Source organism: Pseudomonas orientalis (genome assembly GCF_001439815.1).
Taxonomy (GTDB): Bacteria; Pseudomonadota; Gammaproteobacteria; order Pseudomonadales; family Pseudomonadaceae; genus Aquipseudomonas; species Aquipseudomonas orientalis.
In genome coordinates this window covers 32034-44890 of sequence record NZ_JYLM01000001.1, presented here as the reverse complement: position 1 = coordinate 44890, position 12857 = coordinate 32034, and the positions used below count along the sequence as shown (strand labels likewise).

The 12857-nt window shown below is 60.2% G+C and carries 11 protein-coding genes; 2 read left to right on the top strand and 9 right to left on the bottom strand.

Features of this window, described 5'->3' with window-relative positions; genetic code table 11:
* Positions 1-218: 218 nt before the first annotated feature.
* The 5 genes from TU82_RS00225 to TU82_RS00205 all read right to left on the bottom strand — a co-directional run bounded on the left by TU82_RS00225 (position 219) and on the right by TU82_RS00205 (position 3960).
* Positions 219-1022: an OmpA family protein gene (locus tag TU82_RS00225; RefSeq protein ID WP_057721145.1), complete on the bottom strand. Its 804-nt coding sequence runs from the start codon at positions 1020-1022 to the stop codon at positions 219-221.
* Positions 1019-1381, bottom strand: coding sequence for a DUF4398 domain-containing protein (locus tag TU82_RS00220; RefSeq protein ID WP_057721144.1), 363 nt, complete (start codon positions 1379-1381; stop codon positions 1019-1021). The genes TU82_RS00225 and TU82_RS00220 overlap by 4 nt, the downstream gene beginning before the upstream one ends.
* 9 nt (positions 1382-1390) lie before the next feature.
* Positions 1391-2206, bottom strand: a complete 816-nt coding sequence (locus tag TU82_RS00215; protein ID WP_057721880.1) for a substrate-binding periplasmic protein — start codon at positions 2204-2206, stop codon at positions 1391-1393.
* A 72-nt stretch (positions 2207-2278) separates the two neighbouring features.
* The gene (locus TU82_RS00210; protein WP_057721143.1) at positions 2279-3208 is read right to left on the bottom strand and encodes an electron transfer flavoprotein subunit alpha/FixB family protein; all 930 of its coding nucleotides are present in this window, start codon (positions 3206-3208) and stop codon (positions 2279-2281) included.
* 2 nt (positions 3209-3210) lie between these two features.
* Positions 3211-3960 carry an electron transfer flavoprotein subunit beta/FixA family protein gene (locus TU82_RS00205; RefSeq protein ID WP_024076934.1) on the bottom strand — a complete coding sequence of 250 codons (750 nt, stop codon included), beginning with the start codon at positions 3958-3960 and terminating at the stop codon, positions 3211-3213.
* A 505-nt stretch (positions 3961-4465) separates the two neighbouring features.
* Between TU82_RS00205 and TU82_RS00200 the strand changes: the two genes are divergently transcribed.
* The gene (locus tag TU82_RS00200) at positions 4466-6130 is read left to right on the top strand and encodes an electron transfer flavoprotein-ubiquinone oxidoreductase (protein ID WP_057721142.1); all 1665 of its coding nucleotides are present in this window, start codon (positions 4466-4468) and stop codon (positions 6128-6130) included.
* A gap of 79 nt (positions 6131-6209) precedes the next feature.
* On the opposite strand, the gene TU82_RS00195 is transcribed toward TU82_RS00200, so the two are convergent.
* Complete coding sequence (locus TU82_RS00195; RefSeq protein ID WP_231982775.1) at positions 6210-8726, bottom strand: OspG family effector kinase; 2517 nt, start codon at positions 8724-8726, stop codon at positions 6210-6212.
* A 38-nt stretch (positions 8727-8764) separates the two neighbouring features.
* Positions 8765-9658, bottom strand: a complete 894-nt coding sequence (locus TU82_RS00190; protein ID WP_057721141.1) for an AraC family transcriptional regulator — start codon at positions 9656-9658, stop codon at positions 8765-8767.
* A gap of 181 nt (positions 9659-9839) precedes the next feature.
* On the opposite strand from TU82_RS00190, the gene TU82_RS00185 reads away from it, so the two are divergent.
* Positions 9840-10892 (top strand): NAD(P)-dependent alcohol dehydrogenase, encoded by a 1053-nt coding sequence (locus tag TU82_RS00185; protein WP_057721878.1) that lies wholly within the window; start codon positions 9840-9842, stop codon positions 10890-10892.
* Here the strand turns inward: TU82_RS00185 and TU82_RS00180 are convergent, their stop codons facing one another.
* Positions 10893-11696, bottom strand: coding sequence for an IclR family transcriptional regulator (locus TU82_RS00180; RefSeq protein ID WP_057721140.1), 804 nt, complete (start codon positions 11694-11696; stop codon positions 10893-10895).
* Positions 11697-11883: 187 nt separating this feature from the next.
* Complete coding sequence (gene araH, locus TU82_RS00175; RefSeq protein WP_057721139.1) at positions 11884-12849, bottom strand: L-arabinose ABC transporter permease AraH; 966 nt, start codon at positions 12847-12849, stop codon at positions 11884-11886.
* Between the last annotated feature and the right edge of the window lie 8 nt (positions 12850-12857).

Here is a 12857-nt window from a genome sequence, read left to right as displayed (position 1 = left end):
TGTGTGAAACATACCGGCACAGTTTAGAAGTGTACGGGGACAGTTGCCACAATAGTCGAGCACGGGCCGCAGTGACAGAAAAAACTGTAAGGGCGTACGCCTGACGAAATGTGGGAGGGGGCTTGCCCCCGATAGCAGCGTGTCAGTCAAAAATGTTCCAACTGAGCCACCGCTATCGGGGGCAAGCCCCCTCCCACATTTTGATCCGTGTCTGGTTCTTAGCGAGCGGCGCCCAGTTGGCCTTTTTCGTCGGAGAACACAATTTCTACCCGGCGGTTCTGCGCACGGCCACGTTCGGAGGCATTGGCCTCCACCGGGTACCTGTCGCCATACCCCTCGACCTGAATGCGCTTCTCGTCGATGCCCAGGTCGACCAGCACATCGGCCACCGACTGAGCACGGTCATGGGACAGGTTCAGGTTGTCGTGTTCGCCCCCGGTATCATCGGTGTAGCCCTCGATGCGCACCTTGCGTTTGGGGTTCAGTTGCAGGAACTGCACGACCTTCAACACTGTACGGTTCGCTGAATTCTGCAGCTCGGCTTCGCCGGTATCGAACAGTACGTCGCCCAGGGTCATCACCAGGCCACGGTCGGTCTGGGTGGTCAGGCTGGCGATTTGCTGTTCGACCCACTTGCCTTGCTGCTGCACGCTGGCCAACTTGCTTTCACGCAGCGCCAATTGCAGGCGCTGGCGTTCCAGCTCGAGTTTGGCCAGACGCTCAGCGTTCAGCCCCTGCTCGGTGTGCTCACGGGCGATGGCACTGTAGCGCTGGCTCAGGTAGGCGTAATGCACCACGTCGGCGCCGCTGCCCCAATAGCTGGACAGGCGATCGGCACGCGCCAGGGATTCCCCGGCGCGGATCACATCCTTGGGCGCGAAACGCAATACATTGGCGTCTTCCTTGACCAACTGAAAGTCACTGCCGGCCTGCTGCAATGCCTGCTCGCTACTGGGTTGGCTGGCACAGCCGCCCAGCGCCACGCTGCTGAGCAGCAATGCAATACTCAAACCGCGGATCATTGGGCTTCTCCCAACTGCAACTGCTTGCGCAGGCGCGCGATGCGGGTGTTGACCACGTTCAATTGTTCCTGGCTCTTGCCGGTCAGCACCTTGGCCTCGGCCAGACGCGCATCCAGCTCAGCCTGTTCGGCGCGCATGCGTGCGTGTTTGTAGGACTGGTCGGCCATGTTGCCTTTGGCCCTGGCAAATTTGTCTTCGGCCAGTTTCAGCTCGGGGGATTCATCGGTATTGGCGCCGACCGCGTTGGCTTGCTCCAGGGCTTGCTGGGTCAGGCGCAGTTGTTCAGTTGGCGCAGGATCGGTGGCACATCCCGCCAGAGCGACAACGGCCAGGGCCGCGTAAAGAGGTCGAAGAGTCACTGAAAATCCCTACTTTGTTGAGGTGCCGACGGGTTGTTGCAATTGCGCCTTCCAGCGCTCGAGATTGCGCTGCAACGCGGTTTCCGCCACACCGGACGCGGGCAATTCTGTCATCTTTTTAGCCAGCTGTCCGCGCAGCCACGGATCATTGCACGCCGAATTGTGGGATAGGGCCAGGTACAGGCCGGGCTGGTCGATGGGTACTTCGCGGGCGACCAGGTCGTTGTTCATGCCCAGGGTCTGGGCCATGGCCATGCCGGAATAGCGGCTGGCGAGCACATAGTCAACCTCCCCCAGCAACAGCTTCTGGAACGCTGGCGTCAGGCTGGGCAGACGCTGCAGGGTCAATTGCTCGCGGGCAAAGGTGTCGAACCCGGCACTCAGGCGCGCGCGCTCGGAGGCGGCGCCCTTATGGCCGTGCAAGTCGGCAGCGGTGGTGTAGACCAGGGGCGAGTCCTTGCGCGTCCACACCAGGTAATCGATCTGCATCAATGCCGGATGTATGTAGTCGAGGGTTTCCAGCTCGCCCAGATTCAACGGCGCATCGGCGAGGATATCCATGCGTCCGCTGCGCACTTCATCCAGGGCCAGGGAGCGCTTGCCGCCGTACAGCAGGTCGATTTTCAGGCCCAGGTCCGTGGCGACTTGTTGCAGCACATCGGCGGTGGCGCCGATCAGGTGAGTCGGGTCCTGCGGGTCGCGCCACAGCAACGGCGGCGCATCCGGGCTGCCGGTAATGACCAGACGCTCGCATTTGCCGGCCGCCAGCGACAAGGTCGGCAGCAGCGTAAGGCCCAGCAGCGGGATCAGGGAACGCAGTTGCATGGCGAGGTGCTCCAACACGTCAAAAAAAAGCCCGGTCACAAGACCGGGCTCTTTATAAGTGAAGCGACTGGATTAGACCAGCTTCTCCAACTCAGGGACGGCTTCGAACAAGTCCGCGACCAGGCCATAATCAGCCACTTGGAAGATCGGTGCTTCTTCATCCTTGTTGATCGCAACGATCACCTTGGAGTCTTTCATACCGGCCAGATGCTGGATCGCACCGGAGATACCGACGGCAATGTACAGCTGTGGCGCAACGATCTTGCCGGTCTGGCCGACCTGCATGTCGTTGGGTACGAAGCCTGCGTCGACCGCCGCGCGGGAAGCGCCGACCGCCGCGCCCAGCTTGTCGGCCAGGGCGTACAGGTGCTTGAAGTTGTCACCGTTCTGCATACCACGCCCGCCGGAAACGACGATCTTGGCAGCGGTCAGCTCCGGGCGATCCGACTTGGCCAGCTCTTCGCCGACAAAGCTGGATGTACCGGCGTCGTGGGCGGCAGCGACGGCCTCAACGGTAGCCGAACCCCCTTCGGCGGCCACCGGGTCGAAACCGGTGGCGCGTACGGTGATGACCTTGACCGAGGCGTTGGATTGCACGGTGGCAATGGCGTTACCGGCGTAGATCGGGCGCTTGAAGGTGTCGGCGCTTTCGACCGAGATGATCTCGGAGATCTGGTCAACGTCCAGCTGCGCGGCGACGCGTGGCAGGATGTTTTTGCCGTTGGAAGTGGCGGCAGCCAGGATGTGGCTGTAGCTCTTGCCCAACTCTGCAACCAGCGGCGCAACGTTTTCCGGCAGTTGGTGCGCGTAAGCGGCGTTGTCAGCGTTGAGCACTTTGCTCACGCCAGCGATTTTCGCGGCGGCTTCAGCGACCGGGCCAGCGCCCTGACCTGCTACCAGCACGTGGATGTCGCCACCGATTTTAGCGGCAGCGGCCACGGTATTCAGGGTGGCCGGGGCCAGCACCTTGTTGTCGTGTTCGGCGATTACGAGGATAGTCATGTTCAGATCACCTTCGCTTCGTTTTTCAGTTTCTCGACCAGTTCAGCCACCGACTTGACCTTGATGCCCGCGCTGCGTGCAGCCGGTGCTTCAACCTTGACGGTCTTGTTGGTGGAGGCGGTGGAAACGCCCAAAGCATCCGGAGTCAGCACTTCAAGCGGCTTCTTCTTGGCTTTCATGATGTTCGGCAGGGACGCATAGCGCGGCTCGTTCAAACGCAGGTCGGTGGTGACGATGGCCGGCAGTTTCAGCGAAACCGTCTGCGCGCCGCCGTCGATTTCACGGGTGACCGCAACGCTGTCGCCGCTCACTTCGACTTTGGAAGCGAAGGTGCCCTGACCGTAACCGGTCAGTGCAGCCAGCATCTGGCCAGTCTGGTTGTTGTCGCTGTCGATGGCTTGCTTGCCGAGGATCACCAGTTGCGGCTGTTCCTTGTCGACAACGGCCTTGAGCAACTTGGCCACGGCCAGGGAGGTCAGCTCTTCAGCGGACTCGACCAGGATGGCGCGGTCGGCGCCCAGTGCCAGGGCGGTACGCAATTGCTCCTGGGCAGTGGTCGGGCCGATGGAAACCACGACGATCTCGGTCGCCACGCCTTTCTCTTTCAGGCGTACGGCTTCTTCCACGGCGATTTCACAGAATGGGTTCATCGACATCTTGACGTTAGCAAGGTCGACGCCGGAATTGTCCGCCTTGACGCGAACTTTCACGTTGTAATCGACAACGCGTTTGACAGCTACAAGAACCTTCATGGATTCCTCGTTACTCTCCGGTGAAAAGAAAGTCGCCTAGGCGAACCTGGCGGTTGATGCTCATCGGCACACAAGGGCACCTCCAAAACGGTCGGCGGATGACCCAGCGATGGAGAAGTAATGACCGTTCGTCAGGGGTGACCGAGAAGTCATTCTTAATCGCAGCGTGTAAACTGCGCGCCATAGCTGCGCGCGCGTCACCTGTCTTGCTTTTGGACGTGCTCTTGAAACCAGCAGTCTGCCTACGGTCAGCGCAAAACCGACCGTATATTGACCGGAACGCCTATTCTGGTCAATACGGCAAAATGGTCAGTCATAAGCCGCGTTGCTTTGATTTACCTAGCCTGCGGGCAATTCAAACAAACGTTTGTATTGGACGCTGCCAGTGGTGTAGATATAATGCGCCACCTAGAGAGAAAGGTGGGTCGTGCCGTTGCAGCATGCCGACACCGAACCTCCACCCATTAGAAAAAAAGCCTGTTGAGCCTTGAGTAGGAGATAGCCTGTGGAACGCGAATACATGGAATTCGACGTGGTCATCGTCGGCGCCGGCCCGGCTGGCCTGTCCGCCGCCTGCCGACTGAAGCAGAAGGCCGCCGAAGCCGGTAAGGAAATCAGCGTCTGCGTGGTCGAGAAAGGCTCCGAAGTCGGCGCACACATCCTCTCCGGTGCCGTGTTCGAACCACGCGCCCTGAACGAACTGTTCCCGGACTGGAAAGCACTGGGCGCCCCGCTCAACACGCAGGTGATGCGCGACGACATCTATGTACTGCGCAGCAGCGATACCTCCACCAAGGTTCCCGACTTCTTTGTGCCCAAGACCATGCACAACGAAGGCAACTACATTATCTCCCTGGGCAATCTGTGCCGCTGGCTGGCCCAGCAGGCCGAGAACCTGGGCGTGGAAATCTACCCAGGCTTCGCCGCCCAGGAAGCGCTGTTCGATGAAAACGGCGTGGTGCGCGGCATCATCACCGGCGACCTGGGTGTCGACCGCGAAGGCAAGCCCAAAGAGGGCCTGTACACCCCGGGCATGGAGTTGCGCGGCAAATACACCCTGTTCGCCGAAGGCTGCCGCGGGCATATCGGCAAGCAACTGATCCAGCGCTTCAACCTGGACAGCGACGCCGATGCCCAGCACTACGGCATCGGCCTCAAGGAAATCTGGGAAATCGATCCGGCCAAGCATCAGCCGGGCCTGGTGGTGCACACCGCCGGCTGGCCGCTGGACATCATGGGTAACGAGAACACCGGCGGCTCGTTCCTGTATCACCTGGAAAACAACCAGGTGGTGGTCGGCCTGATCGTGGACCTGTCCTACAGCAACACCTTCCTGTCACCGTTCGATGAATTCCAGCGCCTCAAGCATCACCCGGTACTGGCCCAATACCTGGAAGGCGGCAAGCGCGTCAGCTACGGCGCCCGTGCGATCTGCAAAGGCGGCCTGAACTCGCTGCCCAAGATGGTATTCAAGGGTGGCGCGCTGATCGGTTGTGACCTCGGCACCCTGAACTTCGCCAAGATCAAGGGCAGCCATACCGCGATGAAGTCCGGCATGCTCGCCGCCGACGCGGTAGCCGACCGCCTGTTTGCCGAATCCGAAGGCGGCGATGAACTGACCGCGTATGTCGACAGCTTCAAGGCCAGCTGGCTGTACGAAGAACTCTTCGCCAGCCGCAATTTCGGCCCGGCCGTGCACAAATTCGGCGCCATCATCGGCGGCGGCTTCAACTGGCTCGACCAGAACATTTTTGGCGGCAGGATTCCTTTCACCCTGCACGACACCAAGCCTGACTACGCCTGCCTCAAGCTGGCCAAGGACAGCCAGAAGATCGATTACCCCAAACCCGACGGCAAGCTGAGCTTCGACAAGCTGAGCTCGGTGTTCATCTCCGGTACCAACCACGAAGAAGAGCAGCCGTGCCACCTGAAGCTCAAAGACCCGAGCATCCCGATCGGCACCAACCTGCCGCTCTACGATGAGCCGGCGCAGCGTTACTGCCCGGCCGGCGTGTATGAAGTGGTGACTAAAGAAGATGGCGAGAAGCGCTTCCAGATCAACGCCCAGAACTGCGTGCACTGCAAGACCTGTGACATCAAGGACCCTTCGCAGAACATTACCTGGGTAACGCCGGAAGGTGCGGGCGGGCCGACTTACCCGAATATGTAAAGCCGCCAGTAACAGTCCCACTGCGGTTGCAGAACCCACGTGCCCCGGCCGAATCGATAGCCTCTTCGATTCGGCCGGCTCAACTGACGGCATTCGTCTTCAACGCCTCCAACAACTCAACCATCTCCTCAAAAGATTGGTTATCCGGTTGAATGTCCTCCCTCAGATTCCAAATACTGTAGCGGTCATCGGACTGCGCCAAGTTGCCCCCTGCGGCCCTGGCAGAACCAAAATCCACCGGAAAACACTGCTGAGTGTTGGCGTCGTAAAGGATATTCCTTGCTGCCAGATCATTGTGAGCGATACCTGCGCTTTCCAACTCCACCAGCATATTCAACACGCTGGCCGACAAGCCCTCAGGCAAGTCTTTCCCTCCCGCCATCAGTTGCTCAAGCGATTCTCCCGGCACTTTAGGCATACGCATATAGGAAACGGTGTCGGCTGCATTACTGCCGAGGAACGTGGCACGCTCCCCTCCATAATATCGGTTGAACAACGCCACCTCATTTTTCATTGCAGCCACACGCTCGGCAGCCGGCAGGGGGAACGTGACTTTAATCACATAGTCGGCATCGTCCGGGTCTGCATAGACCATCGCGCGGGAGCCAAACCCGACGGGGTCCTTCAATCGGCCCTCGAGTTCATCCAGCCCGCCGCCCACGACACTTCTTCGCTGCCAGATGCCCTGCGCGTCAGGCTTGGCAACAATGGCGCTACTGGCCAACTTGTCGGGATCGTGCGGATCGACTACACGCAAAACGTAGTGCATGCCGTCGCCGGCATCAGGTGCATCGGCGGCGTAATAGGTTTTGCCACCCAACTCGATTTCCCGCATGCCTGGAAAGGACGCGCCAGGAGTGGATGCCCTCAGCAACTCCAGGTCGCTTGTCTGTGGGTTAAATGTCCAGCGGTAGTGTTGAACGGGAGCGCTATTGGCTAACGAGGGTTCTCCCAGCCCTGCGTCTGCCTTCGCGGTCGCAATTTCATGGACCAGTTGCAGGCCTGATATCACCGCAGCGGCGCTGCCGCCCACTCGATCGTTTTGTGTCATGCCATTAATGGCGTCATGGACTCCAAAGACAATGTTGCCGGTATTCCCGATGACGGGCAGGTAACCGAACGTATTGCCCCAAAACTCTTTGGCAGCCTTCCAGTTCTGTTGCGACGCACCAAAGACCTCAGTCTGGTCGGCCCACATCGCGTTTTTTGCATTAACCGCCTGGAAATGAGAGGCGATGCCGCTCTTCAGATCGCCAAATCTCAAGTAATAATTGTCGTCTCTCGATTGCGTGTAATTGAATGTCTCGCGAACGGGCAAGGCCTTGTCCGCGAAGAAATTCTTTCTGCCTGGGAACGTGGCGCCATTACCGTGGATCAGCGTATCAAGGACATAGTCCGCCCTTGGCCAATGCGCGTCTTTGCCGCCCTGCCTGTCACTGGCGTTGAAGCCATTGACTACATTGGCGCGGTTTCTTTCTGCCCATTTGGCAAAGTCATCATCCCCGTGCAGTTCACTGACCGTGCCGCGCTTGAGGTCGACCATCAAACCTTCATGCGGCCGATGGTCATAGTCACCGTGATAATTTTCATAAGGAACGAAGGCATAACCGGCGAAAGGGTAGCCGTATATATTGGGGATAACGACGTTTCCATTTTCTTCAAGTGTACGAATGACGGCTTTCTGTCCTGCTGGTGTGAGCTGGCTAAAGACGCCCTCGTCGTCACGCAGGCTTTGCAATGTTCCTTTGACCACATAGGCGTCCGCTTTCCCCGAGCGTGCTGCGAGAGCTCCATCGGAATCGCGCATCGGCCTGGATATTTCCTGCTCCCAATGACTTTGAAGTTTGCTGCCCAGCGACTCGAGATCGTTGATCGTATTTCTATCTTGCGCCTTGATCTGCATGCCCTGGGCGTTCAACGGTCCCCCCGGCGCTACTTTATCGTGCTTCAAGACACCGGCCGCGATTTGCCATGCGAAGTAGGTGCGCTCATCCTGATCAGTCAAGTGAGAGGCGCCATTGAGCTCCTTGACATACGCGTTGAACGTCACCGTGATTGTTTGATGAGGGTCATACCCCGCCGCCAGCAATCCACCGCTGAAATAGCCTGCGGGTTCCAGAAACGGGCGAATGTGCTGGAACCTGATATTGCTCTGGCCTTCGTCACCCGTTTCTATCGTTTTGATCTGCGCGACGACGCGCCCGGCATAGGCATCGATTCGCTGTTCGCGCTCGCCGAATGTGTACCTCGCGCCGGGCGGCGTTACATCGAGCGAGCCGTAAATCACATGCTTGGAGAAATCAAGTTCGTGATTCGGGTCAGGAAGGGATGTCGTGCTTTTTACGACATCCCCTCTCGTGCCCACCGCACCGTTAACCTCACCCGCGGTGACAGTGCGTGCCGGGGACGAAGGAACGGCTTGTTGAGTGCTTACAAGAACCGCATGAGTGAGGGGCTGGACTTTCACGTGGAAGACTTCCTGAGTCCCAGGACGTTTATTCGCCTGATGCAATCGTGAGTGCAAAACGAGCGAGGGCAGTTCCACCACCACCGTGCCGCAGCCGTCATCAGGTATTGCAATCACACCGAGCCGCATGGCCGATAAAGCTCACTTGGCGGGCTTACCCGGCAGATTCAGGCCGCTCGCTCTTCACCAGGATTACGCAGAAAGTAACGCTTATATTCCCGGCTGAACTGCGACGTACTCTGATACCCCACGCTATGCGCCGCCTGCGCCACGCCCATGCCGTCGACCAGCAACAGCTGCTGGGCCTTGAGTAATCGCAGGCGCTTGAGATACTGCACCGGCGACAACAGCGTGCAGCGCTTGAAGTGTTCGTGAAAGGTCGACGCACTCATGTGCGCGAAACCGGCCAGCGTCTCGATATTCAGCGGTTCGGCGTAATGGGCATGCAGGTGGTTAAGGGACGTGGCAATCCGCGAAAACTGCCCTTGCTGCTCCACCAATGCACGCAGCACATCGGCCTGTGGCCCGCGTAACGCGGTGAATAACAATTCGCGGACCCGCGCCGGGCCCATGATCCGGCTCTCCAGCGGATCGTGCAGGCACTGCAACAACCGTTCGACGCACCCGCGCATGGCGTCATCGAGCACCACCGAACTCATCGACTCCAGGGTCTGCGCCGCCGGCGGTGGTCCGGCTTGCATGCCCATGGCCATGACCAACTCACCCAGCACCACCCGATCAATGCCGACCGTCACGCCGAGCAACGGCGCCCCGGGGGCCATGGCAAACGTCTCGCATTCGAACGGCACCGGCATGGCCTGGATCAGGTAGTGCCCGGCGCCGTACTCCAGCGTACGCGGGCCCAGGTAGGCGACCTTGCTGCCCTGGGCCACGAACATCAGGCTCGGCTCGTAGATCTGCGGCCCACGCGCCACATCGCAGCTGGCGCGCAATACCTTGACGCCCGGCAGATGAGTCGGCGAAAAGCCGTCGCGGGACGCAAGCCCCTCGATCAGGGAAACCAGGGTGGCGTTGGCGTCGAGATGGCGGGTCAACAGCATGGCAAAAAACTTCGCGAAAAAGGGATAAGAACATCATCGCAGGTCTGGCGACACATGCATCCAAACAGGGGGCACTGCCGGACGAATAGGCATAAGACTCGGAGCAATCGCCATGGCCGCACGCAAGGTCGATGAGGAGAATGGCCCGCCTCACTTTTCAATGCAGTTGCGAGGTTTCCCTATGTACACCGCTATCGGTTACGCCGCCCAGTCGGCCACCACTCCCCTCGCCCCCATGTCGTTTGAACGCCGCAGCCCGCGCGCCGATGACGTGGCCATCGAGATTCTCTACTGCGGCGTGTGCCACTCCGACATCCACCAGGCGCGCAATGAATGGGGCATCGCGGTCTACCCGCTGATGCCCGGCCATGAAATCGTCGGCAAGGTCACGGCCGTCGGCGCCAGTGTTACTGCGCACAAGGTCGGTGACCTGGTCGGCGTGGGCTGCATGGTCGATTCGTGCCGCCACTGCGACGCCTGCCAATCGGATCTGGAGCAATACTGCCTCGAAGGCCCGACCATGACCTACGCCACCCCGGACCGCGTGGACGGCAGCAACACCATGGGCGGTTATTCCGACAGCATCGTGGTCAGCGAACACTTCGTGGTGAAGATCCCGGCCAGGCTCGACCTGGCCAGCGCCGCGCCGATTCTCTGCGCGGGCATCACCACCTACTCGCCGCTCAAGCACTACGGCGTGAAGGCCGGCGACAAGGTCGGGATTCTCGGCATGGGCGGCCTGGGCCATATGGGCATCAAGTTCGCCAAGGCCATGGGCGCCGAAGTGACGCTGTTCACCCGCTCGGCGAGCAAGGCTGAAGAAGGCCGCCGCCAGGGCGCCGACCATGTGATCGTGTCCACCGATGCCGAGCAGATGAAAGCCGCCGCCGGGCACTTCGACTTCCTGCTCGACACCATCCCGGTGCAGCATGACCTGAACCCTTACCTCGACGTGCTGCGCTTTGACGGCGTGCATATCCTGGTCGGCCTGATCGAGCCTGTGGACCCACCCGTCAACGCCGCCAAACTGGTATTGGGCCGTAAAGTGCTGGCCGGCTCGCTGATCGGCGGCATTGCCGAAACCCAGGAAGTCCTGGATTTCTGCGCCGAGCATGGCATTACCTGCGACATCGAGATGCTCGACATCCGCCAGATCAACGAGGCCTACACCCGCATGATCGCCGGAGACGTGAAGTATCGCTTCGTCATCGACATGGCGACCCTGAAGGCCTGATCAGGCCTTCGCGCCCAGTTGCGCCGAGAGCCGGGCCGCGACCTGTTTGATCACAGGGATCAGCTCGGCCATTTTCTCCAGCGGCATGTAGGGCAAGGTACTGGCGATGCTGATGCCGGCGACGATCCGCCGGCTGGCATCGCGCACCGGTGCCGCGACGCAACGGATCGACGGTTCGTTGTCTTCCAGATCGAACGCATACCCGCCCACCACGTATTCATGCATGCGCTGCTCGAACTGCGCCCAGGACTGTTCGGGGTGCTGCGGCCATTGCAGGTTCTTGCCCCCCGCCGGCAGGCTGACCTGATACAGGCGCTGCCATTCCTCCACGCTGTCGTCGAGCATCAATGCCTTGCCGATACCGGTGCGCGCCAGCGGCATGCGGTGACCCACCCGCGAGCGCATTTCCGGACCATTGCGGCCGGGATTCTTGTGCAGGTAGAGCACCTCGTCATATTCGCGAATCGCCAGGTGAATGGTGTCGCCGGTGAGGGCTGACAACTCGTCCAGATAAGGCACCGCCAGGTTGACCAGCGGCAGCTCTTCGCGCGCCTGGAACCCCAGCTCGATCAGCTTGGGCCCCAGCAGGTAACCGACCTGCGGCACCACGCGCAGATAACGCTCCTCCACCAGGCAACTGGCCAGGCGATGGGTGGTGCTGCGGGTAGTGCCGATACGCCGGGCGATCTCTTTCAGATCCCGCGCACCGGCCGCCACCGCCTGCACCACGCCCAGGCCACGCAGCAGGGTCTGGGTGCCGGTGGGGGCTGCGTCTTTGACGGGAGAGTGAGCGTTTTCCTGCATATCGGGCCTTTTGGGAAGTACGAAAACGGCGCCATTATGGCAAAAGCTGCCCTTCTGAACAGAGGAGATCCACTGTGGGAGGGGGCTTGCCCCCGATAGCGGTGGGTCAGCTTGCACATCTGTCTACTGATAGACCGCTATCGGGGGCAAGCCCCCTCCCACATTTTGATCCTCATATGGCTTGGGATCAGCGTTGCTTCATGCGGTCGATGATGACCGCCAGCAACAGGATCGAGCCGCGAATCACGTACTGGTAAAACGTGTCGATGTTCTTCAGGTTCATCGCGTTCTCGATGATCGCCAGAATCAACACCCCGGCAATCACATGGCGGATCATGCCGATACCGCCGCTCAACGACACGCCGCCCAGCACGCACGCCGATATCACAGTCAGCTCGAAGCCCTGGCCGATCATCGGCTGGCCGGAGGTCATGCGCGAGGCCAGGATCACCCCGGCCAGCGCGCCGATCAGACCGTGTACGGCAAAGATGATGATCTTGGTGCGATCAACGTTGACCCCCGCCAGCAGCGCCGCTTCCTGGTTACCGCCAATGGCCATGGTGTTGCGCCCATAGGTGGTGTAGTTGAGCAGCCAGCCAAAGAACATAAAGCACAACACGGTAATGATGATCGGCACCGGCACGCCCAGCAGTTGGCCGTTGCCGAACACGAAAAAGCCTTCATCCATCACCCCCACCGCCTTGCCGTTGGAGAAGATGTAGGCCAGGCCGCGTACGATCTGCATGGTCGCCAGGGTCGCGATCAGCGCGTTGATGCGCAGCTTGGCGATGACGATGCCATTGATCAATCCCACCACCAGGCCCATGGCCAGGGCCGCCGACACCCCGAGCATCACGCTGTCGGTGTCGCGGATCACGATGCCCGCGACCACGCCGGCACAGGCGATCACCGAGCCCACCGACAAGTCGAAGTGCCCCGACGCCAGGCAGAACAGCATGGTGCACGCGGCGATGCCCACGGTGGAAATCGCCAGGCCCAGCCCGCGCATGTTCAGGGGTGAAAGGAAATTGTCGATGAACAACGCGCTGAGCACGAAGATGCCCAAGGCGGCCAACAACATCACCCAGTCATCGAGAAACTTGCGTTGGTTGAACCCTGGCCAGAAGCCTTTTGCCGTTTTTACCTGAGACATACCGGTGC